The sequence below is a fragment of the Pseudomonas sp. LBUM1663 genome (assembly GCF_059695905.1).
This window is the reverse complement of sequence record NZ_CP166792.1, coordinates 2,609,246-2,634,535: the sequence shown is the minus strand read 5'-3', so window position 1 is coordinate 2,634,535 and position 25,290 is coordinate 2,609,246. Positions and strand designations below refer to the sequence as shown.

The following is a 25,290-nucleotide window of genomic DNA, read 5'->3' as shown; positions in this document are numbered from 1 at the left end:
ACAAGCCGCTTTCGAACAATTACGCGGCCCACCTGATGAACTCAAACTGTGGCGAGGAAGCTTGCTCCCGCTGGGCTGCGCAGCAGACCCAAACCCAGCAACCGCATGTCCACTGATACTCCGCATTCACCGGTTTTACGACGGCTTCGCCGCCGAGCGGGAGCAAGCTCCCTCGCCACAGAAACCCTCTCACCACAGACTTAGTGTTTACGCCTGCGGATCAATGTTATCCAGCGCTCGATTCACCGCCAGCTCGCCCAGCATGATGATTTGCTGAAGGGCCAGCATCGTGTTGCGTTGCGGACCTTCGAGAAACGCGGCGAAGTCGCTGGCCATGACACTGGCGGAAGCCAGGGATTCGCAAGCATTGACCAACAGGGTTTCGGTGTCGATATCCGGGGCGATGAGGTAAATGGTGCTGGGCTTGCGTGGTGGAATCGCGTTTTTCAGCGGATTGAGATAGTGATCCAGCGCACGGTCGGCGGCTTCGTTGAGTTTTTTTGGGATCGAGGGGATCGTAGGGGGAAACGTCGTCGGATTGCGGGGGATTGGGTGTGGCTTTGAACATGGTGGATCTCCATTTATACCTGTTGGAACCACCAGCACCTGTCGCTAAACAAGTAAGGGTGGCGGCTGTACGCAGGTTAGCGAACCGAGAGGTATAAGACCCGGCAGACCCGAGGGTCTCCCGCGCACAGCCACCATATCGAAACTGCAGACATTCGCCTGCAATTAAAGATGGAGCGTTGTTGCGCTTATACCTGATCAGGTCGCTAAACCCGGCCGCTGAATTCAGCGACCCGGAAACGATAAAGATCAGGCACAAAGCGCACAAGCCGGCGGATTCTGGCGCAGTCGTAGGCAACGGCGCAAGAATCTGTAGCTTTCAGGAAGTAACGCTAAACACTATTAAACATGACCTTCGAATCAGCACACATTCCCTGTGGGAGCGTGGCTTGCCCGCGATTGGACCCTCAATCCAGCCCATCACCTGCTGACTAAACCCTCTCCCCCAAACGCCCCCAGGATTTCGGACTTGCCCTACACGTTTTACCGAATCCTCCGGCATTCACAATTGAGCCTCATCGCCAGAGTGCCCCGTTTCCAAGGACCGGGCATAACGCGTGACAAAACTCATCCCCCAACACCAACTCGCCGGAGAGCGCGGCCAGGTACTCGACAGCCATCAAGCTGCCGACGCGCTTCGCCAAGCCCTCAACTACCCGTACGACGTGCAAGGCTTCGACGACCTGCTGAATGCCGTGGGCGCCAACCGCTCCAACTACATGCAGGCCGCCCACCAGCAGAAACTGATCAACGCCGTGAGCAGCGGCGATTGGGCAGTGGTCACGCCTCGCGTCAATCCGGATAACGGGGGCGGCTCATGGAATGGATTCAAGACCCAACCCGAACCACCCCCGGCGCAACATCTGGTCGAAGATCACGCCTTCACCCAGCCGAAACCAGCGGAGTCGGGATTTCATATTGTTGAAAGGCCCATGAGCCTTGAGTCCCTGGAGCGCTCGCTGTACGAGAACTTGCCAAGCGATGCGCTACGTCGCGAATTCCGTTCGCTGAATCGTCATTTGGGTGAGCACGTGAAGCCGGGGCAAATGGTGATCTTCAGCGACTCACGGCATTACATGTGCCGGCGTGAAGAGGCGCAGATGATGATTGCTGCGCAGAAGGTTAACGAGGCGCTCAGGGATCTGAGTGATGAAGAGGCTTCGTTCATGGTTGAGCACCATGAGGTCATAGAACCGTTTCTAGGTATCACTTCAGGTGGACTAGGCGTGGCGTCGTTTATGATCAGTCGTCACTTGGAAGACCTCGCAGACACTCTCAAAGAATTGGAACGCCTACATCAAGAGCAGTACCAACAACATCGTCATCTTCATTCACCAGAATTTTTTGCTCGACGCAAACGCCTGATGGCGAAACTGGACGCCGGATTCGGGCCTTTGGTGCGCAAGGGACTCGGGCTCGCCGATCATCCCAAGCTCAAAAGAGCGTTGGGGCTTTCATCTCGAAAAACTATTCATCATTGGAACAAAGCAGGTTCTCCAACTCAGTTACCAGGGTACGCAACGAACATCTCAGCAGTTTCTCAAGCCGTTAAATATATGAAGACAGGTGGTTACGTGGCGATTGCTCTGGGAGCAGGTTCAGCGGCAATGAAAATTAGCGAGGCTTGCCGCAGTGGGCGCGAAGAGGAGTGTCGTCAGGTGAAGTTTGTGGAGGGCTCGAAATTGTCTGGCAATGTTTTGGGAGGCATAGCGGCTGGCCGACTGGCCCCTCTGGTTGCCCCTGCAACCTGTGCCGCCATCGGAGTTGGAACGGTAGGGTTAGGTGGACTCGTTTGTATGTTGGTAGTGAGTGGGGCCGTGCTCGCCGGTACCGCAGACGGGGGCGCCGTTCTCGGTGAAGTTGCCGGCGAAATGCTTTATCAGGTTACCGCTCCATGAGTCAGCATGACTGGGCATTTTTGGCGTCTTGTTTACTTTGGGCGGCAGTGATGTTGGTGAACACAGCGATATCGGTATACGCAGCCTACGTCAAAGCAGAGGACTGCCAGGCGCACTTTGTGAAATCGAATCTGGTCGAGCAATACCGATTTGAACCGTTCGGTAGCTTCTTGAGCCGGCTAGGAAGTATGGGAATGGTCTATTCCCTATTGGTATTCAAATACCAGCGCCGTTTAGATCCCGTCGCAATCGAAGAAGTGAGGACGTTTCCTGCACACCTGCGACCTTGGATTGTAATTCCTGGCCACATCAATCTGTTCTGCGTTGTCTGGATGTTTGCAATGTGTGGTTGGGCCAAATATACGGGCCTTGTTTAGCCGAGCCAAGGGAGCGGACGGACTCCCGTGTTTAAAAGAATTATGCGACCTGAAACTGCGAGTCGAACTCAAGTTTGAAAAATACAAAGACATCGCCTGTAAGTTTGATCCGTTGATCCATTGGGGACTCTCGATTCCAGGGCATGGTCAGGCACCTCCTGACCGTATTTCACACCTGTAAAGGATGTCTCCGGTTTCTACCCGGGCAAGCCAGCTCCCACAGGGTAATGGAACACTCCTGCGGAGATTGGTCGGCTGCCAGGCCGCCATCGCGAGCAGGCTCGCTCCCACAATGGATGGGTACACACCGTAAGCTTTTCACCACTCAACAGGCCGAGCGTTAGCTCGCCTGCAGCTCTTGATCTTGATCCACCCGCCCCTTCGGGAGGCTGAGTGGAGGTGTTCATCCGGGGAGTGGCGCGCAGCGCCGTTCGACGCAGTCGAACACGCTGCATGTAGGTCGTCGCGAAGCAGACCGGAGGGCAGTGTCCCCGGATGGATACCGGAGCGAAGGAACGCCGAGCCTAGGCGAGGGGCCGGACGCTTGGGGCGAGACCTTTTGGTTCCTTTTGGGGCGTTTGCCAAAAGGGACTCGCCGTAAGGGCGAAACCATAAGTAGCCGTTACCGCAGCAATGGATATGTACTCAGTCAACAAGAACCAGGTCGGCCCGAAGGCCGCCTCGGCTCACTCTTCCTCACCCTCCGGCACAACCTTGTTCTGAGTCAGATAACGATCCAGCGTCGCATTATTCTCAGGCGAAGAATTATCCCCGGCCACCTGCCACAAATGCCGCTCAATCCCCTGGGCCAAAAGGTGCCCAACGGCCGCCTCGATCGCCGACAACACACACAACTGCGCCGGTTCGTTGGTGGTGTACCCGACCTCAGCCTCAAGCAACTTCTTGAACTCGATAAACTTGAACACCCCGGCACTGCGACCCACCGAGTAAATCGTCTTGCTGGTCATCACATTCGCCAGCACCTGCCCACTGCGCACATCCACCGCCCGCAGGTTGACCGTGACCTGATCGACCCGATACTCACGGGAAATATCGATCCCCAGGTAGCGCGCCCCTTCCCCGCCACTGCGCACATTGGTGTCGTAGGCGATGATTCCGCCTTCGAGCATCATGTTCGCCGCTTGCAGCGGTGGCAGTTCACCCTGGATGTTCACCGGCGTATTGGGCTTCTTCTGCGAGGCGCGGATGATCTTGCGCTCGGTCAGCAGGTTTTGCAGCCCTTCACGTTCCAGCACCACAAACCAGCCGCTGGCCTGCAACGCATCCATCAACATACTCGCCGCGCCCTGGGTCACGCTCGTCGAAAACGAACTGGCCGGGGTCGGTTTGTACTGCCCGGTCTGGTCCCGGAAACCGTACACCACCGCCATCAACCGGCCCTTGGGTCGTGGCATGTTGATCAAGTCGTAATAGGTCGACGCCCGGGGTGTCAGGGTCGGTGATTCGGTGTCCTGCTCGGCACCCACGTTCTCGCGCAAACTGCACCCTTGCAATACCGCCAACATCAGCCCCAGCGCTATTATTTTTTTCATGTCCGTCTCTCCCCATCGACCCAAATCCCCGTCAAGGGGCGAGGCCATTCACCTGGATTTCCGAAATTTCACCGGTCGCTCGGTCGGTCACTTCAATGGTCAGTGCACCCGAGTCGTCGACGACGTTGACGATAAAGGCGTCGGTGGACAGGCTCCCGGTGTTGCCCGTGGAGATGTTGTCCAGCAACTGCCCCAGCAACCGTGATTGCAACTGGCTGGTGAAGCGTTCGAGGGCCGAAGTCCCGGCCACCGACGTGCGGTTTTTCAGGTCAGGATCGTCGTAGTCGTTTTGTGCCTGAGCGTTGTTCAGCAACCAGGTACCGTTCAACGGGTTGCCGCCGAACGACGGGTTGATGGGCGTGTAAACCAGCTCCGTGGCCTGCACCAGGCTGCAACTGCCCAGCCCGATCAACCAGAGCCCGAGGTTCCGTGAGACAGTTTTCGTTTTCATAATTCGTCCCTCTCAAGGTCCGTAGTGTCCTGCAACAAGGCTTCCAGTTTGCGCTGGACAATCTGTCCGCGAACCCAGTCGGCGGCGTCATAGGCCTCGTCCTTGAGTTCCACGGTGTTCGGCGGCAGGAAGCGCCGATAAACCAGTCGCTGCTGATATTCCACGGTCACCAGGCTGCCCCAGCGTGCCGAAGGTCGTTCGCGTACCACCAGGTTGAAATCCATCGGGCTGGTGGCGCGCAGGCGTTCACTGAACGAGTAGTAAAAATCGTGGCCGATGTGCGAAATCGTGTCATCGACGATAAAGCCCAGCATCTCGTCGTCCTCCCCGGCGCTGGCGAACGTCGCCACACACACGAGGATCAGGGCCGGCAGCCATTGGCGGTTCATGGCGACAACGCCTGTGGCAACGTGGACTGGTTTTTCACCGGGCCCGAGGCGCCATCGAGGAAGGCTTTCTCGGCCACGAACTGCCAGTCCTTGTAGCTCGCCATGCCGGTGAAGTCCGACCACTGACTGGGAAAATCCGACTGTTTCAGCGGCAGGTCCGTGGAGGGACTGTTGAGCCCGGTGATGCGTCCGTCGAACCCACGCATCAGCGTCCATTCGCCCCCGCCTATGGGGTCCGGGTAGAGCTGGCGAATGTGATGTTTGGGCGTTGGAAAACGCTCGTCTTGCAACAGGTCTTCAAGCTCTTTCGGGTACTGCGCCAGCCCCGGCGAACTGCGGTAATAACTGCGCAACGCCTGGGCGTATTGCGTGCCGACCCACAGCAACTGACGTTCGCGATCACGGCGCGAGGCGGTTGACCACAACTCGCCGGCACTGGCCAGGCCCATGCCCATCACCATGATCAGAAACAGCACGCCCAGGTAAGTGAACCCGGCCTCGTCGGCGGGCTTACCACTCGGAATAAAGGCTGCCATCACGCGCCCTCCCTGTGGCACCGCTTTTGATATCGGCCACCCCGCCCGGTACACCGTCCGGCGGCGCGACCAGCACCCAGAGGTCCTTGCGTTCGGAAATCGGGTCCATCGGCGGGTTGCGCAAGTAACGCTGTTCCACCAGTTGTTCCAGGGAATCGGGATAGCGCCCGGTGTCGCCGTAGTAGTGATCCAGGGCTTCGCGCATGGCCGACAGGCTCTGGCGCAGCGTGGTTTCTTTCGAGGCCTCGAGGCTGTTGAAATAGCGTGGCAAGGCGATGGTCATCAGGGTCGCGATAATTGCCATGACCACCATCAGTTCCAGTAGGGTAAAACCCTTTTCCCGACGCATGATTCACCACTCCTTATACGCGATGCCGTTGAGACCCTTGCCGCGTGCATGGGAGTAAACGTCGAAGACGTCTTCGCCCTCCCGCGGGTTTTGAGCCGTACTGTCGTAAGAGCGCAAGCCCCAGCCACCGTCGTCGTCACGCTTGACCGGCGTCAGCGGGTCATGGGGCACGCGCCGTAGAAAGTAGAACTTGGCCCCCTTGGCGCTGCGCACATCACGCACGCCTTCCACCAGCACTTGCAGATTCGGTGGATAGCCGCTGCTGTTCAGCGACTTCTCGATGTAACCGGCGTCGAAGGCACGTTTGTAGGCGTCGATGGCGTCGCGGATCTGGTACAGCGCCGCACGCAATTCCTGCTCTTTGCCCCGGCGCACCACGGTCTCGGTCAGTGGCGCGGCCATGCCGGCCAACAGGCCGATCAGGGCCAGCGTCACCACGACTTCGATCAAGGTAAAACCACGTTGCGAGGCGTTCATGATCAAGGCTTCTCGACGACAACAGTGGTGGTAATGGCAGCAACCGGCCGATCGATGTGTTCATTCTGAATCGGCGCTTGCATCCGGCGGTCCGGCGCCTGGATGTGCATGCTGGTTTCGGTGCCGGTGGGGAATTCCATGTCCGACGGGCTCTGGTACGGCAGGTTGCGCACGATCCGCGGAGTGATGGAGAGCACCAGTTCCGATTTGCCGACGGTGTCCTTGTTGCTGCCGAACAACCGGCCAAGACCGGGGATGTCGCCCAGGCCCGGAATCTTGTTGCCGGTGGCGCCATGGTCGTTACGCACCAGGCCAGCAAGGATCTGGGTTTCGCCGTCATGCAAGCGCAGCGTGGTCTGGGCGTTACGGGTGTCGACCTGAACTGGAATCGTGCCCTGACGTGTCGGTTCCAGTGGTGTGGCGTTACTGACTTCGAGTGCGATCTTGATCGCCACTTCGTTGTTCAGATGGATGGTCGGCTGCACTTCGAGCTTCAGACCAACGTCCAGATAGGTGACGCTTTCGGTGATCACCGGACCTTGGGTCGACGGCACGGAGGTGGCGCTGATGATCGGCACACGCTGTCCTATGTGGATGCGCGCCTGTTCACGGTTGCTGACGCGAATCACCGGGCTGGCCAGGGTGTTGATGTCATTGTCCTGAGCGTTGATCTTGGCCTGAGGCGACGGCGAGATGCTGATCCGGCTGGAATCGATGCCTTTGAGTTGATCGAGCAGGGTCACGGCCGAGCCGTCGCTGTTGACCACGCCGAAGGTGCTCGGCCATTGCAGCCCCAGGTCGAGAATGCGTTGGGTGGCGACTTCCATCACCTCCACTTCCAGCACCACTTCAGGGTTGGACTGGTCCTGCGACTGCAAGAGTTTTTCGGCCATGCGTATGGCGTCTTCGGTGTCGCGCATGGTCAGGGTGTTGAGGCGTTCATCGACGAACACGTCACGGGTCTTGAGCATGGTCTTGATCATGTTCAGCGCAGTGTTGGCATCGATGCTGGTCAGGTAGAACGTGCGCATCACCAGCTCTTGATAATCCTTGAGCTTTTGCGGCGAGTCGGGGTAGATCAGCAGGGTGTTTTCGTTCACCACTTTCTGATGCAACTGGTTCTGTTGCAGCAGCAGTTCCACGGCGTCTTCGATGCGCACGTCACGCACGAAGATGGTGGCTTTCATGTCGGGGCGCAGGTCCTTGTCGAAGATGAAGTTCAAACCCGCGACCTGGGACAGCACTTCGAAGATGGTTTTCAGGTTGGCGTCGCGAAATTCCAGGGTCACCGGCCGGTCGAGACGGGTGCGCAGTTGCGGATAAGGGATCACGTTGCGGCTTTGCACCAGACGAATATTGTCTTGCAACTCCAGGGCGCCGCCATTCGTGGGGTCCAGTTCGAGGATCTGTTTCACCTGACGGTCGGCGCCGTAGATGTCGCCGCGACGCAGGTCGCCCCGGGCCAGTTCGAGTTTGTCATCGAGACTGCGCATGTGCTCTAGCTGGCGCATTGAATCCTGGGCGCGGCGGTTGTGGGGTTCAATGGTCAACACCCGGCCATACTCCAGACGGGCCGAAGCGAAATCACGCTGGGCGCGATCCATGTCGGCCTGGGTCAACAATGCGGTCACCGCACGGGCACGGCCGCTGGTCAGGGCCAGGTGCAGTTCGGTATCCCGAGGGTTTTCCTTCAGACCTTCTTCAATGCGCGCCAGGCCGGCTTCGTACTGCCCTGACTCCATCAAGTCGGTCGCTTCCTGCTTGGCAACCTGCGCCGAGCTGCACGCAGCCAGCCCTACGCATACGCAAAGGCTCATCAGCAAACGGGATCTGTTCATTGCGTGCTCCCCACAGACAAGGTCTGGGACAAATGCAGAGGCAGGTAGACAAAGCTGAGTTCCACATCGGAAATCCCCTCGATCCGCCAGGTGTCGTCGATCACATCCCCTTTGCGTACGACGTATATTTTTTCGCCGTTCTGCAAAAACACTTGCAGGTCGGAACGGTCATTCAGCTTGCCGACGAACTGGAAAGGCATCGGCGGTACGCTGGGGACTTGCACCACCGGGGTCTGGTTGACGGGTTGTTCGGTGACGCTGGCCAGTGTCGGTGCAGCCTTCCAGCTGCGGGCGGCGAACAGGTCGCCGGACGGGCTGAGGTCCTTGATCACCGCGGGTTTGCCACTGGCTGAAGCGGCCGGCAGCGTGCCGCGGATTTTGCTTTTGGCGGGCGTGGCAGCGGTCGCAACCGACGCATCGCCTTCGTCCGACGGCATGAAGTAATCAGGCCCCCAGGTCAGCGCCGCGGCCACGCCGAAGAACGCCACCCAGCCCACTACGCGTTTGGTATTCATCATGACCTCGACAGGTAAAGGGTCATGCGGATCCGCCCGGTCAGGTCGGTGTCGGCGATTTTTTTACGCTGAAACTCCACGTCCTCCACCACCACGGCTGGCAACTGGCCGAGCAACGCGTGCAGGAAGCGCCGCAGTTGTGGGTAGCTGCCACGCACCGGCAGCAGAATCTGATAACGGGCCAAGTGGGTCTTGGGGTCGACGCCCAGTGAGTATTCACCGCGGGCCAGGGTGATGTGTTCCTGGGCGGCCAGCGCGTAGATCTTGTCGATGGCCACAGTGGCTTGGGGCTGCGACGGCAGTTTGCTGCGGAAGTCGTCGAGCTGACGTTGCGGCACCACCGGGGCGGCGACACTGCCGTCTTCAACCTTGGCCAGGTACTCGCCGGCTTCGCGGGTCTGCTGGCTGAGGGTTTGCAATGAATTCCAGTCCGGCATCAGGCCACCCAGGGCCCAGGCCAGCGCCAGCAGCAACATCGCCAAGCCAGCCAGGCCGGGCACGCCCAGGCCTTGGAGGTATTCGTGGACGATCAATCTAGGGATTCGCATCGCCGATCTCCCAGCTAGCCGACAGGTTGAATTGCACCGGTTGTTCCGGCGATTTCACGACAATTTCGTGGCTGAGCAGCGACACATCGGAGAGCTCATCGCTGGCTTCGAGACGGCGGTGGAAGTCGAGCATCGCTTCCAGGTCCCGGGCCTCGGCGCTGATGCGCACCTGGCCCTTGCGGGCATCCGGGGTCAGGGTCAGTAAAGCGATGTTGTCGCGCGGCATCGCTTCGAGCATGGCGAACAGACGTTCCCAAGGGCGGCGCAGTTGCTGCGAGACCTTGCGCATTTCCGCCAGGTTCTGTGCTTGTTCGCGGGTTTCGGCCGGGCTCAGGGTGACTTTGCTGCCGGTGTCGCCGGTGAGTTCGCGCTGGGCGTGCTGCAAATGGCCTTGCTGTTGCGAGGCCTGTTCGGCGACGTGCTGCTGGGCGACAAAACAGGTCACGACCAGCACCACGCCGCCCGCCAGCAGGCTCCAGCCCAATGGGCCCGAGCGGCGGCGTGGCTGGAAGTCGAGCGTCAGGGCGCGCATATCAGGCCACCGCCCGGGACATCACGTACAAACTATCGCGTACGCCAGTCCGGTCCTCTTCAAGGGTGCGCAACTGCACACCGGGTACGTCGGGTTGCACATCGATGCGAGCCGGTGCGTGCAGGTAAACGTTCAGCGGCCGTTCGCTGGTGGAGGCCTGCAACTGGCTTTCCCGGCCGATCAGCGCGGTCAGTGCGGCATCGCTGTCGCTGCTGCCCACTGAACGCACCGAGGTCCAGCGCCCTTCCCTGGCCAGCAGCAAGACACTGCGAACCGGCTCGGCGACCACGAACAGGAAGTCACCGGCGTCGAGGCTTTTATCGAAGTGATTGAACGCCGCCATCAGGTAAGGCTGCACCGAACGCAGTCGCAGGCCGCGACCGCTGACCAGGCTGCGCAGACGCGCCAGCAGGTCTTGCGGCAGCGCGGTGGCGATCCGGTCGTAACCCGCAGGTTCGGCCGACAGCACCATGCTCCAGGGTTGGGCCGGTACACCGTAGAGGTCTTCGAAACACAGTTGGGCAAACCCGAGCAATTCGTCGGGGCTGCTGATCTGTTCGCTCCAGGGCACCAGGCAGAAGCGGCTGAAGTGGCCGGAAATCACCACACTCAATTCCGCACCGGCTGGCGCGTGTTCGCCCAGCAAGCGGTCGAGGGTTTCGAGGGCGACGGTCCAGGCATGGAAGCCTTCGTCGATAAAGCCGACGCTGCCCAGCCACAGGGTGTCGCCACCTTTGCGCTGGCCCAGGCCGACACCACTGGCGCCGAGCACGGCGACATAACGATCACGAGACAAAAGTGACACGATTGATCTCCTCGAGCGTGGTCCGCCCCTCAGCTACCAGTTCCAGGGCTGACTCGCGCAACAAGCGCAAGCCACGTTTGCAAGCGTGTGCCTTGATCTTCGAAACGGGTTGGCGCTCGACGATCATCTGCCGCAGTTCGTCGTCCAGGTGCAGCAGCTCGGCAATCGCGGTCCGCCCGCGATAACCGGTGCCCCGGCAATGGCCGCAGCCTTTGCCGTGAACGAAGTGGTAATGATCGACCTTCTGCGGATCGAGCCCGGAGAGGCGCAGTTCTTCATCGGTCGGGGTGCTCGGCGCGCTGCAACTGGCGCACACCAGACGGATCAACCGCTGGGCGAGCACGGCGTTGAGGGCCGAGACGAGGCTGTAGGGGTCGATTTCCATCTGGGTGAACCGGCCAATTACGTCGAACACGTTGTTGGCGTGAATGGTGGTGAACACCAGGTGCCCGGTCAGTGCCGATTGCACGGCGATCTGTGCGGTGTCGGGGTCGCGGATTTCACCGACCATGATCTTGTCCGGGTCATGGCGCAGGATCGAGCGCAGGCCACGGGCAAAGGTCAGGCCTTTCTTTTCATTGACCGGGATTTGCAGCACGCCCGGCAGTTGGTATTCCACCGGGTCTTCAATGGTGATGATCTTGTCCACGCCGTGGTTGATCTCAGTGATCATGGCGTAGAGCGTGGTGGTCTTGCCGCTGCCGGTCGGGCCGGTCACCAGCACCATGCCGTAGGGTTCGGCGGCTAACCGGCGCAGCTGGCGCAAGGTGTCTTCTTCAAAGCCCAGTGCCTGCAATTGCACGCCGCTGACCTTGTCCGCCAGGTCTTGTTTGTCGAGCACCCGCAGCACTGCGTCTTCGCCAAAAATGCTCGGCATGATCGAGACCCGGAAGTCGATCTGCCGGCCGCTGATACCGATCTTGAAGCGACCGTCCTGAGGCACGCGTTTTTCGCCGATGTCCAGTTCGGCCATGACTTTGACCCGGGAGATCACCTGCTCGGCGAACTCGCTGCCCTGGATTTTGCTGATGTTGTTCAGCACGCCGTCGATCCGGTACTTGATCACCAGGCCGCTGCCGGTGGTGCCCAGGTGGATGTCACTGGCGTGCATTTTCAGCGCGTCGTAGAGGGTCGAGTTGACCAGTTTGACCACCACGCTGGCGTCTTCGCTGATGCTGGTCAGGGACAGGCTTTGCAGGGTATCGATTTCGATATTGGCGTCGGCCTGGGCGTTGAGCGATTCCACCGCGTGGAAGCTCTCTTCGTGACGCGCCAGGTAGGCTTTCAGGTCGTCGGCGTGCACCAGGTACAGTGGCGCGCCGTGCAGGCAATCATCGATCCAGGCCAGGCGCGACGTGTCGAACGGGTCGGCAAACACGCCAATGACCGCATCGTCATGACGCAGCAGGATGAATTCGCGCTTGAGGCATTGGGCCAGGGTGACCCGGTCGAACACCGGGGTGGCTTGAAACAGGGTGTCGGTGTCGAGCACCGGATAATGCAGGGTAGCGCCGAGGCACTGGATGAAGGGCATGGGGGCCAGTTCGCACAACACCCCGAGGGCCTCCAGAACCCGCTCGCCGGAACTGGTTGCCCGGGCCCGGGCCTGGGCCAGTTGTTCACTGGAAAAGCGAGACGGTACACATTCCAACAGCGCCGGTTCTACGGCAAGGGATAGACGGTCCATGGCATGCTCTCCAACGCCGGGGGCTTTGAGCCCTGTCGACGCGGCAGGCCATTGCGGCGTATGCCGGAACGTCTTGTCGCGCCACTACTCCCCGGTGAGCAATCGTTCGTCGTCTGGTGCCTTGGAGGTCGATGAACTTCGTCGACGATCTGCCAGCACCCAACTACCGTCGTACAGCTGCAGCGGGAAGCTTTCGGTCCTGCTCTGGCGTCGTTCGACGAATCCTTCGGATGGGCTCGCGCCTGTTCGGTTTTCCCGCTCCATCCCTAAAAGGTCACAGACTGCACGGGCCAATTCCGCCAACGGAAACGGTTTGAACAGGATATGGCTGACTCCCAGTTGCCGGGCCCGCTCACAGACTTCAGCGGTTGGGTGCCCGGTAATCAGCACAAAATGGCACTTCCTGTTCTGGCGGACGGCATCGAGCACCTGAAAGCCTTCCATATCGGGCAAGCGGTAATCGAACACCATCACATCGGGTGAAAAACGTTCGGCTTCGCCGATGGCTGTTTCACCGTTGTGAGCTATCCGGACTTCCAGCGCTTGCGCCTGCAGGTAACCCTGGAGGTTTTCCGCCAGCAGCTGTTCGTCTTCAACAACCAGTACTTTGTTTAACAAGGTGGACTCCTTGAAACTGCAGGTCCGATATTCGTGCCTGGGAGTACGCGCCTCAATTAGGCTAACGCACACTTCATGCCAGACTGAGCGCCGGTTTTCGACCGCTTCATCTCTATGATTTTCATGAAAAAATCTTTTCGTTCAGGAACCCCGTCCCCCAAAGGCGGGGAAGCGCTCGGATTTGCCCTGAAGCTTTCCCCACATTTGGGGGGGGAACCTTCAATCGTCGTCAATCCGCTCGATTCGATTGCTTGATCGCAACTGCCCCAGAACCTGTAGACGAGCCTGGGACTTTTGCTGTCGGGCAAGATAAGCCCGAACCATTTCAAGTCCCTGAGTTTCTGAGACATCGGCCGCCTCCTGGTGGTTCTGTAGGTAAATCAAATGCCAGCCCAAAGGCGTGCGCACCGGCGCGCTGACCGCGCCCGGCGCCAGGGCAAACGCCGCTGCGTCGAACTCCGGCATCATGCGCCCACGAGGAAAATAGCCCAGATCCCCGCCCTCGGTGGCGGAAGCATCTTCGGAGCCGGCCCGGGCAACGCTGGCAAAGTCCTCGCCCTGGCTGATTTTCACCTGCATCTCCTCTAAGCGTAGCCGGGCTGCTTCAACTGTGGCGGCATCGGCGCCCTGAGGCACTTTGACCAGGATGTGCCGCGCCTGGATTTGCTCAGGTGTGCTCATTTCGGCGCGATGTTCCTCGTAGAACGCGCGGACCTGTTTTTCGTCCGGTTCAGCCACCTGGAGCAGGTCGGCAAAGACCTTTTGCGCCGCGAGCTCGCGGCGTGTGTACTCGGTAAAACCGGCTTCATCGAAACCGGCGTCTTCGAGCCGGCGGGCGAACACTTCGGCACCGCCCATCGCTTGCCGCGTCTGCTCAATCTGGCTTTGCACGACTTCATCGCTGATCTTCACCCCGCGTTTGCGCGCTTCCTGCCACAGCAACTCCTTGTCGATCAGGGCATCCAGTGCTTTCTGGCGCAACTGCTTGTACGCCTTGGGATTGCGAATGCTGCCCACTGCGCGGCCCTGGTCCTCCAGGTATTCGGCGAAATAGCGCTCGAGGCGGAACTCGGAAATTTCCTCGCCATTGACCCGCGCGGCAGCCGGGCCGTTGCTGCAGAAGGCCACAGGGGCCCACATCGTCAGCAGAATCAGCAGCGTCTTGAGTTTCATCATCAGGCCTCCCGTCAGGGTGTCGCGGCAATGGGTTTGTACGGTGCGACCAGAAAGAAACGCTGGTCGGGCAAATCTACGGTGACGATATGAGCACCGCTCAAGCCCAGTCGGCGGCCCGGACCGAAGCTGAGCAGCGGGGTCAGCCCGGTGTCGAAATCGTGCAAACCTTCCAGGGCACTGATGAGTTTTTCGCGGCTGGCGTCGCGTCCGGCCTGCTTCATGCCTTCGCTGAGCAGCAGCATCGAACTGTAGGCGCCGACTTGCAGCACCGCGTGCTCACCGCCGAGCCCCTGGTGTTCGCGCAGTTGCGTCAAGGCCAGGCGCCCGGCCAGCGTCCAGTCACTGGGCACGAACGGATAAGCCAGAAACACCCGCCGGGAAAACCCGCTGGGCAATTGAAACAGGTCGCCGGCCACCTGATTCGACGCGGCGAACAGGTAAGGCACCTGCCCCGCCGTTTGCAGGCGCTCGGCGAGGTGACTGAAACCGACGCCGCTGCCCAGGTAAAACACCGATCGCGAGCCCAGCGGCAACTCGTCCTGCGCCGAGTTGTAGGCCTTTAGCCGCACTTGCTGCCAAGCGTGATCTTGCAGGTACTGGCCGAGGTTTTGTGCCGCTTGCCGTTGGCTCGGCTCGTCCGGGTGGACAATCAGCGTCGGTCCCTGGAGCAAGCGCAAATTGGCGGCACCGTAGTCGGCCAAGGCGATCAGTTGCTCGCGCAGCCCGGACAGCGGTTCGAAAATCTGCCGACTGGCTGGCGCCATGCCCTGCAACGAGAGCGGCCCGATCAGTGGAATGCCGGCGCGTTCCAGCCGCGTGACCAGTTCGGTGTCGAGCGCAGGTGCCAGTGGTGCGATCAGGGCGAACACCTGTTCCTGCTCAATCAAGCGGTCCAGTGCCTGTTCGGCACTGGCGCGGTCCGGGCCCGGATCGAGGATGGTCAGGCGCAATTGCCGGCCATGGATCCCGCCCGCCTCGTTAATCCGCGCCACGCTGCCCTTGAGCACCGCCGCCACCGTGGTGCCCTCCGTGCTCAGCGGCCCCTGTCTCGGCAACAAGGTGCCCAGGTGCAGGCTGTCGGCGGTCAACCCGGGGTCGCGGTCATCGGCCACGCGCTTGAGGTAAGCCGTGAGGTTGCGCTGATCATTCATCGAAAGCACGAACCGGGGCATCGCCGGGTCAAGCCGATTGTTCGCCGAATCGCGCCCTTCCTGGATCGCCCGGGCCAGTGCGCCCTCGGTGTAGGCCGGGTAATTGCGACCATTGATCTGCTGTTGCCCGTAACTGCTGGAGAGCCGCGACCAGCTGATGTCCGGCGGCCGTACCCCGCCTTCGGGTCGCCCCTGGGCGTCGGCGCCATGGCAATTGGCGCAGGGCAGGCTGGTGGCGGGCAGCAGCATGTCCGCCGCGCCCACCCGAGCCATGATCGGCTCACCACTTGCCGACACGCCCTCGCGATACAGCCGTTTACCGGCACTTTCGCTGGGGCTCAGCGGCAACGCATTGGCGCTGAAGCTGATGCCGCCAATCAGTAGCAGGCCGAGGACGAGGGTAATTTTCATGGCACTTACTCAACGACCAGCCACAGGCATTGTCAGCAACTGCAAGCGCTGAGCAATGGCGGCGGCCGGTGCATCGGGACGGATCTTGCTCCAGCGCTTGTTGGCCACGTCACCGACAATCAGCTGCGTCGAGTGCTGCTCGGGGGTCGGCACAATCTGGCCGATGCGCCCCAGTACAAGGTCCATTTGTGCCTTGTCGCCGGTGAGAAAAAGCCAGTGGGGGCCATCGACGCCCTGCTTCAAGGTGTAAGCCTTGAGTACCGCCGGCGTATCGCGCAGCGGATCACTGGTAAGGGAAATAAAGGTGATGCCATCGGCCTTGTCGCCCAGCACTTCACGGACTTCCTTGAGCTTTTGGGTGATCAGCGGGCAGGCATCGTTGCAACTGGTGAAAATCACGTTCAGCAGCACCACACGGTTTTGCAGCGCGTCACTGTAGAAGCGCAACGTGTTGCCGTTCTGGTCCTGCAACGGCGTGTCGGTGAACCAGGTTTTCGCATCCCGGGTGCCGCCGGCCGGTTGCGCAGCGGCCACCGCCGGCGCGGGCTCCTGGTGTCCTTCGTGGGAAAACGCCATAAAGCTGATGACGCAAAAACACATCGTCAGGAAGATCAGAGCGAGGGCTTTCATGGTTGATGCTCCATGGCAATGGCCGTGTGTTTGGCGTGGGCGTTGCGCTGGCCGCTGAGTTTCTCGACCTGGCGGGTCAGCACGGCCGGGTCGGTGAAGCCGTAATAACGCGTCCAGTGGCGGCTGTTGCCGTCCCCCACCAGAATCAGCGGTTGATGGCTTTTGAAGTCACCGCTGAAGGAGCCGAGGCCCTTGAGGGTTTCGTTGATCGACTGCGAGCTGCCAGTCAGCCAGCTCCAGCCCGGCCCCTTCTGGAAGCTGCGGGCGTAGTCGTTGAGGCGCTTGGCGTCATCGCGCTGCGGGTCGATGCTGATGGATACAAGCTGCACCTCGTTGCCGACCCGGGCGCCGAGTTGCGTCTGTACCTTGCCCATGATCGAGGACACCACCGGGCACACCGTGGTGCAACTGGTGTAGATGAAACTCATGACCACGATCTTGTTGGTCACCAAGTCCTTTTCCAGACGTACCGGTTTGCCGTTCTGGTCCACCAGCGCGACGTCGGCGAATTTGACCTGGGCGCTCTCAGAACTGGCGCTTTTGGCCGGCATGTCGTGGCCGGCGTGTTCATCCGCCGAGTGCGCCAGGGCTTGACCGATGCCGACGGCCAACAGGCAGAACGTCAGCAGTCCACGGTGTGCGAATCGGTTCATGTCGGTTTCCTCTTCAGTGAGCATCGCCGGGGATTACCCGAACGCTGGCAAAGGTCTTGTCATCGAAACTCGCGCCAAGGGACGCCGCGCGCACGTGCAGGTACCAGGCGCCGTTCTGGTCGAGGGTCACCGGGGCTTCATAGATGCCGTTGCCTACTTCAAGGGCCGCGACCTGTTGGGCGCGAGATGTCGGGGCGCGGAAGTAGCGCACCTGAACGTCCTTGACCCCGCTGCGCTGTGCCTTTTGCTGGCCCTGAACAATGCGGAACCGCACGGTGTAAGGGCTGCCGAGGGCGGCCGTGGATTTATCGAGCATGAACTCGACCTTTGGCACGCCGGGGAGCCTGGCGAGGTTCGGGTCCGGCTCAACCAGCGCCGTGAAGCAATGGATGATGTTCGGCTGGTTGAGCAGGAACGCCACGTCGAAACGCCCGGCGGCTGGCAGCTTGATCCGCGAACTGTAGAGCCCTGGCTCGACCTCGCGCAGGCTGCGGTCGATGACCATGGCGGCCCGCGCCACCTGCCCGCGATTGGGGTAGCCGGACATCGGCGCGTTCATGCCTTCGGCGTAGAAATAGGTGGTGTTGTCCACCGGGTTGACCACGAACACCGCGTTGTCGTCCCGCGACACCGCCAGGCTCGAGGCCAGCGGCAAATCACCGGCCAGCCGTGGCGCCTGTGGCCCGGCTTCGAAGCCCTGGGTGATCGGCGTGCGGCCGGCCCCCAATGACGAAAGGTTGATCATCGTGACTTTGGCCGAGGCCAGTCCGCGGACATAGGCGTAAGCCTTGGTGAACACCACTTGGTAGGGTTCGGCGGACACGTCCAGTTCGTGGATCATCGAATCGGTGGCCGCGTCGATCACCGTCACCTGGTTTTCCAGGGTGTTGAGGACGATGCCGAAACGCCCGTCCGCGCTGAATCCCATCGGACCCAGGCCCTGTTTCATCTTGATCACCCGCCGAACCGTAAGGCTGGCGGTATCGACCACGGTCACGCTACCGTTCTTGCCGTCGGCGACATACACCGCCTGGGACAGCGGCGAGTACGCCACCGACAGCGGGTGCGAGCCGGTCTTGAGTTGCTTGCTGATGGTCAGGCTGGCGATGTCGATGATGCTCAGGGTGCCGTCGTCGCGGTTGCTGACGAAGGCAAAACGGCTGTCCTTGCTGAAGGCGATTTCATGGTGCCCGGCCCCGGTGGCCAGGTGTTTGAGTGGCTTGAGGCTGCGGGTGTCGATCACCGTGACCCCGGACTGCTCGACTGTCTTGGCGTTGTTGCCGACCCACAGCAGGCGCTCGTCCGGTTGCAAGGCTACGCGCACCGGATTGCTGCCGGCGGCAACCGAGTCGACCAGTTTGAACTGCTCGCTGTCGATCACCGCCACTGCATCGGCGGTCGGCATGGAGACGAACACCCGTTTGTTGTCCTTGGGCGTGGTCCAGTCCATCGGCGGTTGCTTGATGTCGATCCGTGCCATGGTGCTGGTGATACCGCCCACCGACACCGACGGGTCGACCACCGAGACACTGGCGTCGCGGTTCATCACCAGCAGGAAGTAGCTGTTCAGGTCGAGCAGCGGCCGCGCGCCGATGCTCGATTTCAGGAAGACCCCGACCCGGGATTTGCAGCTTTTCTCCCGGCCCTGGGCCTGGTCGGCGGCAATGGTTTCCGGGTCCAGCCAGGCACCGGGATTGATGCCCGACAACGGCTGACCTGAAGCCCCGTCCCTGACGCGGAACTGCACGTCGGCAAACTCGCCTTCACGCAACACACCGTCCTTGGCCAATGACTTGACCTCAAGCGCCACCGAAATCCCGTCACGGGAGAGGTTCTGACTGCTCCAGGTGTTCGGCAGTGCGACTTCGCTCAGCAGGTTGGGCGGCGCGGTGCGCCAGACGCCGAAGCTGATGAGTGCCACCGCAACGACCAACGCACCACCGGCGATTGTTGTAGTCCTGTTCATTACCCTCTCCCCTTACAGATCTGTGCCTGCCTTTCCCTGTGGCGAGGGAGCTTGCTCCCGCTGGACTGCGCAGCAGTCCCATTTTCAGGGCCGCTTCGCGCCCCAGCGGGAGAAAGCTCCCTCGCCACAGATCACTCATCGCTCGTTCTTTCTCTTTACTGGCTAGTGCCCCTACGGTGCCGGTGCCGGTTCTGGCTCGTTGGTTACCCGCAGCAATCCCCAAAGCCCGGCGGTGTTGCCGTAGGCGCCGTAGTCGCGGAACAGGTAGTCGCCCGGTATTGCGTTGCTGCCCCCGGCGCTCGGGTGCATGAAGCTGAAGTGCGCCGCCGGCAGGATGCTTTCACGCGCGCCGATGTACATCGACATCGGGTTGTAGCCGAACCGCACCGACCCCACCCCTGGCGTAGCCATCGGATAACCACCGGTATCGCTCTTCTCCGACTGGAACGGGTTGACCGACCAGACGTGACCGTCCAGTTGGAAGGTCGTGCCGCGACTGCCACCGGTCGGCATCAGGATGTGGGTGCGGAACGGTTGCCCCGGTTTCACATACAGCACCGGTGTCTGCGGATCACCCCCCACCAGCGCATTGCTGTAAGCCATATGCGCGTTCGGCACATCCCCGTAACCGGCACCGTTGGCGTGCCCGAACGGCGCATCCGGCGCCAACCCGAAGCGGAACCAGATCGGCTCGGCCTTGTAGTTGATGGCCATGCTCGAGTTGTCCTGTGGATCGGTCGGCACCCCGAAGCCTTCGGCGGCAATGCCTTCCACCGGCCGACCGTTGGCCCAGCGGATGTTCAACGCTTTCTGCCAGACCATCGCAAAGTCGCGGTAAGTGGTCTGCCCTGGCGCCGTGACCGTTGCGTTGGTTTTACGCGCATCCTCAACCCAGGTCGCGCCGGCCGGCAGGATGGTCATCGCCCCACCCAAGCCTTTTTGCGGTTGTTTGATGAGGTCCGCTGGCGTGATATTCAGTCCGCCGAACTCCACTGCCGTGGCGTTGATGTTGTCGACACTGCGGCCCAGTTGCGAGATCGGTTTGCCTTCACGCTCCAGGTGCCCGGCGTAGTACTGATAGGTACGCGTCGGGTACGCGCCGGCATTCCCCACACGCGGTGGCACGGTCTGAGTCGGGTTGGCGCCGACGTTGGTGCCATCGGATTTGGTGATGTCATACGCCAGCAGTTGCGCATGCAGGCCAACGTGGCTCGACGGCCGCAGCAGGTTGTTGGTGAAGATGGTCGAACCCTGGCCATTGTTGCGATCGCGCTTGACCAGCCCTTGCATCACGGCAGTCTGGGTCAGGTCAGGCATGACCACAGGCAAGCGGTTTTCCAGCGTGACGTTGATGCAGTCACCCGCCGCTGCGCGCAATACCAGCGGCTCCACCGGTACACCTGGTTTCATTTTTCCGGTGACCGGATCGAGGTCGGATTTGCGCACGTACAGGATCGCAGTCGGATCATGCAACGGGCCGCTTTGACCGCCGATGGTGATGGTTTCGCCATCTTCAGGATCGACCACGGTGACCTGAGGGATATTCACCGGCCGCGAGTTGAACACCAGGGTGCCACCCGCCGGATTCAACGGCCCACCCACGTGTTGCCCGATACCGGCCGGATCGCCGATGGTCAGGTTCAACGGATTGCGCAGGATGTCGTTGGCCAGCGCTGCAACCACTTCATAGTTGCGTTGCACGGTCGGCCGGGTGCCGATGCCGTTGGGGTTGGCACTGATCCGTGGGCAGGCGCCATCGAATGCCACGGTATTGCGCATACCCATTGGCTTGGGGTTGTTTGGCACGGCGAACAGATCGCTGCGCTGGGCCGTGTAGTTGCGCATCACGCCCCAGATACCGTTCCAGTAACCTTCAATCGAAGCGTCCATCGAGTACAGGTAATCCCCCGTGGTCGCCGCCGAACTGGAGAGCATCGAGACCGGCGCGTTGAAGCCCAACTGTTCGGAGATACCGACCATCTGCGACGAGCGCCAGCCGGAGTTGGAGCTGTTGCCGAAGCCGGAACCGCTTTGCAGCCATTTCACGCCGTGCAGGGTCACGTTGTGCTCTTCTTCGTGACCGCCGGCATGCACTCGCAGCCGCACATTGTCACCGGTGTAAGTGCGCAACATTGGCGTGAACGGGTCACCCGGTTCCGCGCCGCCACGGTTGACGTGTGGCGGGAACAGCGTGGTGCCGCCGGTTGGACCCGTGGCTGCGGTGACCAGGTTCGGTGCCAGGTTCATCGCCGGGATGGCGCGGTCAGTACGGCTTTGCATGGCATACGCCAGGTCGCCGCCGAGGCCGTCGGCCTGCATGCCGCGCTTGCCGTCCGGGCCGACCTTGTTCGGGTCGTACACCCGCAGGGCCAGCGGTTCGTTCCGGTAGTTGACCACGAACATGCCAGGGTCATCGACCGAGATCGCCTGTGGGCATGGCCGAGTCGGACAACCCGGCACCATGCCGCCCTGCACTTCAATGATGCCGTCGAGCAAGGTGCTGGCGTTGTTGCGTACCGGCGGGTTGATCGCGTAGCGGAAGCTGTCCGCGGTGGCCGGGAAGGCTTGCGGATTAGGCACGCCATTAGGCCCGGCGCCCACATACACACCGGCTTCATAGGCGTGCTGGAAGTCGCTGTATTCGAGGAAGAACTCACGGAAACTGTCGTTCTTGCCGTCGCCATCCAGGTCACCGGTAGAAATCACCGCTTGCCACGACGTCGGCCCGCCGTCCTGGCGCGCGCCGCTGTACAAAGGCTCGCCGGTTTCCGCGTGGAACCAGGTGGAACCGGCCGGTTCAGCCAATACGGTGGCGTACAGGCCAATCTGTTGGTGAGTCGATGGGCCCAGGTGGTCGTGGGTAAAAATGGTCCCCAGGCCACGGTCGACACCTTTGGCGTTCACCACCGGATCGACGAACCAGCGCTGCATCGCCGTGCGCGCCCCGACCCAATCCGCCCGGCCAAACTGACCGAAGTACGGGTGATTCTTGGCTTTCGGGCAGGCCGGCGTGCCGTCACGTGGATCGGTGCCTGTGCATTGGTTGAACTCGCGAATGGCGTGGATGCGTTCTTGCACGGCCCCCGGGGAAAGCACGCCGTCTTCGTAGTTCCAGCCGTTGGCAGAACCGTCGGCCGCCGTCAGGTCCCATTTGGGCAGGTGAATGTGCTGGCCGATCACGTCGGTCGGCGTGCGTACCTGATAGTCGTCCATCTCATAGGTGGCCGGCACCAGGTTGGTTTGCTGGTATTGCACGCAGTCGAAGGTGTTCATGCGCATCACCAGCGGCTCTGGCGGACGCTGCTTGGTGATGACCGGCCAGGCGTCTTCCCACAGGGCCAGGATGCGCGCTTGCGGGAAGTGGTAGCCGACCTTGTTGTACACCGCGTCGAACTGGATGTTCGCCGCTTTGTAGACCCGAGGACGGTCGGCGGTGAAGGTCGAGGAGCCGGTATAGGACATGCCGTCGATGCGTTCACCGCTGGCAAACTCGCCGGTGCCGGCGCTGCTGGTCAGGCGTTTTTGCCGGTCGTCCATACACGGTTCGTAGTACGGCGCGCCGGCAATCGGCAAGGCACCGTTGGTGCGGAAGGCCTTCGCCACGATTTGATTGCCGGGAAGCAAGGCAAAGCTTGGGTGGTCCTTTTTGGCGTGGAAAGCCATGGCCGCCTGTTCGACTTCGGTGCCCTCTTCCGGCATGTAGATGGGTTTGGCGCGGGTCACTTCCTTGGAGAAATCCAGCGATGTGGTAATGGTGTGCGCCACGCCACCGGCGGAGAAACCGTCCAGGGAATGACGCCCCAGGCCGCCGTCCCAACCACCGGACGAAGCCGGGTCGAGGTTGGCCCACAGGGCGTTGCCGCTGGTTTTCAAGGACTGGGCCTTGGCCGCGTCGAGCATGTCCAGCGGTGGAGTCGGTGGACGTTGCCCGACCGAGGTTTCCATGCCGCCGATCCAGAACGGATAGCCAGGATTTTTCAGGCTGCCGTCGGCATTGCGGTTGGCTTCGCTGCGATCCACCAGGGCCAGTGAGCCGATGGCCTGAGGCCCGCCGCTGCCGCCGTGATGTTCGCCGTCGTCATCTTCTTCGTCATCGTCGTCACCGCCGGCGACCAGGGTTTCGCCAATTTTCGGCACCACCGCGACCTTGCCTGGCATCGGCGCCATGGCTTTGCCCGGCAGCGGCACTACCGCAGGAATCGGGGTCCCGGCAACGATTTCGCCATCGGGCAAGGCCCGGGCGCCCGCCGCCGGTTTGCCACTGCGCAATGCGTAAGGTTCGCTGTGGTAACCGTCGGTGCCTTGTTGGGAGACTTCGAGTTTGGTGCCTTCTTCAAACACGTCGTGTACCCGCCACATGCTCCACATGCCTTGGGCGAAGTGCGGGTAGAAGTGGCAGTGGTAGATCGCATCACCCGCGACACGGTTGCGGTTACCCGAACCACCGTTGGCGATTTCATAGGTGTAGCCGGCGCCCGGGCCTATGCCCTGGGCATCCACATAGTCGGAGTTGTCGTCGTTGGGATTGAACAGCCATTGATGACCGTGCAGGTGGAAGATGTGCTGCTCGTGGCCATTGTGGGTGTTGCGGAACTTGATGAAGTCACCGATGTAGCTGTGGTTGACGTTGGACGGCTCGGACGGATACAGCGCCATGGTCGCCTTGACCCCGATCTGGTCGGCCCTTGGCACTTGCCCTGGAAGAATGCCTTCCAGGCCAGCGTTGGCCGGCACGTCCACCAGCATCGCCACGTCGCCGACGGTGTGCGAACTGAGGAAAAATTCTTCGTAGGCGCAGGACAGGCAATCGTGCATCGGCCCGACGCCCAAACGGTTGGCCACCACCTCGGCGCCCATGCCGCCGGAGCCATAGTTGATCATGAACGAGTCGCGGGTCGGCTCCAGCACGTGGGCCATGACCGGGTCTGCCCAATAAGCGGGGAATGCCTGGGTCGCGGCGGTTTCATCCTGGAACTGCGAGGCGAAATCGCGGAACGGTTCCAGCCGGTTCGGAATCGCCGGGTTGCGTTTGCCGATGGCTTCCAGCGGATAAGTCGACGGCGGGAAGCTGCCGTCGGCATTGCTGCCCATCACAATCGCGTCGCTTTCGCTGGAGATGATTTCATTGCCGTCGACCATGTTGATGATCGGCGTGCCGGCCTTGCCTTCACGAATCCACGGTTGGCGTTGCGGGTAGCGCGCCTGGTAATCGACGATCGGTTGACCGGCTGGGGTGCGGCCGGTACTGGCCAGGCGCATCTCTTCTTCGGTCACGGTGTTGCGATAGCTGCGGCCGCCCTTGGGCACCACCACCACCTGGCCGAACAGGCCGTTGGCAACGTTGCCGGCGTCGCCTTCACCACCGAAGGTCGCGCCACGGCTGCTGGCGGCGAATGCACCTTCGCGCTCAGCGAACAACGTATAGGAACGGGTGCCGCCCGGGGCCACCAGCGAATTGCCGTTGCGCCCGGTGTAGGAGGCGATGTCGTCAATGCTGTTGACCGCTTGCATGCCGTTGACCTGGAAGCCGACATGGCGGTCAGCGACTTGCTCATCGACTTTGAACTGATCGACGTTACCGACTTCGACCTCACCCTCAATCTCACCCTCCTCCCCGTTTTCGTGGCTTCCGGGGTTGGCCTGGTAAGCCAGAAGATTCTGCAGGTTGATCGTCAGGCAGTCACCGGCAGCAACCCGCAACACCAGGGGGCGCGGACGCTTGTCGGGCCGCAGCGAGACTTTGCCCGGCACTGCCGCGCCGCCCTGGGCCAGGGACACATTATGGTCGTCGACCACGTCGCGGCGCAGGGCGAACATCATGCCGTTGACGTTCTGCGCGCCGAGGCGGTTGAACATCAGCGGCTGATCCAGCGCCACGACGTTCGCCACCAGATTGCGCTCGCAGCGCAGTGCTGCTTCAGCCAGCTCGATGCCAAACATCGACGCCACCATCAGCGCAAATTTAAACAAGGACGAAGCGTAGGGTATGCCGGTCATGATCACGGGCCTCGCTGTGGGTTCTCACAGGAATAATTCTCGACAAATCCCCTTGAGCAATCCGCATGCCATAAAAAATTCAGTTATTTTTCAGCCGTTTACAGCAACGATTTGAGAGCTCGGGGGATATCCCCCAATTTTTCCCCACTTTTCGGCCCGGTCCTTG

Annotated in this window: 21 protein-coding genes and 1 pseudogene; 2 read left to right on the top strand and 20 right to left on the bottom strand. The window is 61.2% G+C overall.

Annotated features, from left to right (window positions below):
* Positions 1–207 precede the first annotated feature (207 nt).
* A pseudogene (locus ACA075_RS12035) lies at positions 208–568 on the bottom strand (DUF6124 family protein).
* A gap of 556 nt (positions 569–1,124) precedes the next feature.
* On the opposite strand from ACA075_RS12035, the gene ACA075_RS12030 reads away from it, so the two are divergent.
* Both ACA075_RS12030 and ACA075_RS12025 read left to right on the top strand, forming a co-directional pair.
* On the top strand, positions 1,125–2,465 hold the full coding sequence (locus ACA075_RS12030; protein WP_497298653.1) for a hypothetical protein: 1,341 nt from the start codon (positions 1,125–1,127) through the stop codon (positions 2,463–2,465).
* Complete coding sequence (locus ACA075_RS12025) at positions 2,462–2,842, top strand: hypothetical protein (RefSeq protein ID WP_497298652.1); 381 nt, start codon at positions 2,462–2,464, stop codon at positions 2,840–2,842. The genes ACA075_RS12030 and ACA075_RS12025 overlap by 4 nt, the downstream gene beginning before the upstream one ends.
* 686 nt (positions 2,843–3,528) lie before the next feature.
* Here the strand turns inward: ACA075_RS12025 and ACA075_RS12020 are convergent.
* The 19 genes from ACA075_RS12020 to mnxG all read right to left on the bottom strand — a co-directional run bounded on the left by ACA075_RS12020 (position 3,529) and on the right by mnxG (position 25,124).
* Complete coding sequence (locus tag ACA075_RS12020; protein ID WP_497298651.1) at positions 3,529–4,395, bottom strand: CsgG/HfaB family protein; 867 nt, start codon at positions 4,393–4,395, stop codon at positions 3,529–3,531.
* Between the two features lie 31 nt (positions 4,396–4,426).
* Positions 4,427–4,846, bottom strand: coding sequence for a curli assembly protein CsgF (locus ACA075_RS12015; protein ID WP_403105729.1), 420 nt, complete (start codon positions 4,844–4,846; stop codon positions 4,427–4,429).
* Complete coding sequence (gene csgE, locus ACA075_RS12010) at positions 4,843–5,235, bottom strand: curli production assembly/transport protein CsgE (protein WP_497298650.1); 393 nt, start codon at positions 5,233–5,235, stop codon at positions 4,843–4,845. The genes ACA075_RS12015 and csgE overlap by 4 nt, the downstream gene beginning before the upstream one ends.
* The gene (locus ACA075_RS12005; RefSeq protein ID WP_094471719.1) at positions 5,232–5,771 is read right to left on the bottom strand and encodes a type II secretion system protein; all 540 of its coding nucleotides are present in this window, start codon (positions 5,769–5,771) and stop codon (positions 5,232–5,234) included. The genes csgE and ACA075_RS12005 overlap by 4 nt, the downstream gene beginning before the upstream one ends.
* A complete protein-coding gene (locus tag ACA075_RS12000) occupies positions 5,746–6,120 on the bottom strand; it encodes a type II secretion system protein (RefSeq protein WP_042932745.1) in 375 nt (124 codons plus the stop codon). Before ACA075_RS12000 ends, ACA075_RS12005 begins: the two co-directional genes overlap by 26 nt.
* A gap of 3 nt (positions 6,121–6,123) precedes the next feature.
* Positions 6,124–6,597 carry a type II secretion system protein gene (locus tag ACA075_RS11995; protein WP_094471717.1) on the bottom strand — a complete coding sequence of 158 codons (474 nt, stop codon included), beginning with the start codon at positions 6,595–6,597 and terminating at the stop codon, positions 6,124–6,126.
* 2 nt (positions 6,598–6,599) lie between these two features.
* Positions 6,600–8,435 carry a type II secretion system protein GspD gene (locus ACA075_RS11990; RefSeq protein WP_497298649.1) on the bottom strand — a complete coding sequence of 612 codons (1,836 nt, stop codon included), beginning with the start codon at positions 8,433–8,435 and terminating at the stop codon, positions 6,600–6,602.
* A complete protein-coding gene (locus ACA075_RS11985; protein ID WP_497299241.1) occupies positions 8,432–8,950 on the bottom strand; it encodes a hypothetical protein in 519 nt (172 codons plus the stop codon). The genes ACA075_RS11990 and ACA075_RS11985 overlap by 4 nt, the downstream gene beginning before the upstream one ends.
* Positions 8,950–9,498, bottom strand: a complete 549-nt coding sequence (locus ACA075_RS11980; RefSeq protein WP_497298648.1) for a GspMb/PilO family protein — start codon at positions 9,496–9,498, stop codon at positions 8,950–8,952. Before ACA075_RS11980 ends, ACA075_RS11985 begins: the two co-directional genes overlap by 1 nt.
* Positions 9,485–10,030 carry a PilN domain-containing protein gene (locus tag ACA075_RS11975; protein ID WP_094471713.1) on the bottom strand — a complete coding sequence of 182 codons (546 nt, stop codon included), beginning with the start codon at positions 10,028–10,030 and terminating at the stop codon, positions 9,485–9,487. The genes ACA075_RS11980 and ACA075_RS11975 overlap by 14 nt, the downstream gene beginning before the upstream one ends.
* Position 10,031: 1 nt before the next feature.
* The gene (locus ACA075_RS11970; protein ID WP_497298647.1) at positions 10,032–10,835 is read right to left on the bottom strand and encodes a hypothetical protein; all 804 of its coding nucleotides are present in this window, start codon (positions 10,833–10,835) and stop codon (positions 10,032–10,034) included.
* Positions 10,816–12,522, bottom strand: a complete 1,707-nt coding sequence (locus ACA075_RS11965; RefSeq protein WP_497298646.1) for a GspE/PulE family protein — start codon at positions 12,520–12,522, stop codon at positions 10,816–10,818. Before ACA075_RS11965 ends, ACA075_RS11970 begins: the two co-directional genes overlap by 20 nt.
* A gap of 84 nt (positions 12,523–12,606) precedes the next feature.
* Positions 12,607–13,140: a response regulator gene (locus ACA075_RS11960; RefSeq protein WP_497298645.1), complete on the bottom strand. Its 534-nt coding sequence runs from the start codon at positions 13,138–13,140 to the stop codon at positions 12,607–12,609.
* 219 nt (positions 13,141–13,359) lie between these two features.
* The gene (locus ACA075_RS11955; RefSeq protein ID WP_497299240.1) at positions 13,360–14,313 is read right to left on the bottom strand and encodes a peptidylprolyl isomerase; all 954 of its coding nucleotides are present in this window, start codon (positions 14,311–14,313) and stop codon (positions 13,360–13,362) included.
* A 14-nt stretch (positions 14,314–14,327) separates the two neighbouring features.
* Positions 14,328–15,878: a cytochrome c/ABC transporter substrate-binding protein gene (locus ACA075_RS11950; RefSeq protein ID WP_497298644.1), complete on the bottom strand. Its 1,551-nt coding sequence runs from the start codon at positions 15,876–15,878 to the stop codon at positions 14,328–14,330.
* Between the two features lie 9 nt (positions 15,879–15,887).
* Complete coding sequence (locus ACA075_RS11945) at positions 15,888–16,508, bottom strand: SCO family protein (RefSeq protein ID WP_497298643.1); 621 nt, start codon at positions 16,506–16,508, stop codon at positions 15,888–15,890.
* Positions 16,505–17,161: an SCO family protein gene (locus tag ACA075_RS11940; protein ID WP_094471707.1), complete on the bottom strand. Its 657-nt coding sequence runs from the start codon at positions 17,159–17,161 to the stop codon at positions 16,505–16,507. The genes ACA075_RS11945 and ACA075_RS11940 overlap by 4 nt, the downstream gene beginning before the upstream one ends.
* A gap of 13 nt (positions 17,162–17,174) precedes the next feature.
* Positions 17,175–19,127: a YncE family protein gene (locus ACA075_RS11935; RefSeq protein ID WP_497298642.1), complete on the bottom strand. Its 1,953-nt coding sequence runs from the start codon at positions 19,125–19,127 to the stop codon at positions 17,175–17,177.
* Positions 19,128–19,298: 171 nt separating this feature from the next.
* Positions 19,299–25,124 (bottom strand): manganese-oxidizing multicopper oxidase MnxG, encoded by a 5,826-nt coding sequence (gene mnxG, locus ACA075_RS11930; protein WP_497298641.1) that lies wholly within the window; start codon positions 25,122–25,124, stop codon positions 19,299–19,301.
* Between the last annotated feature and the right edge of the window lie 166 nt (positions 25,125–25,290).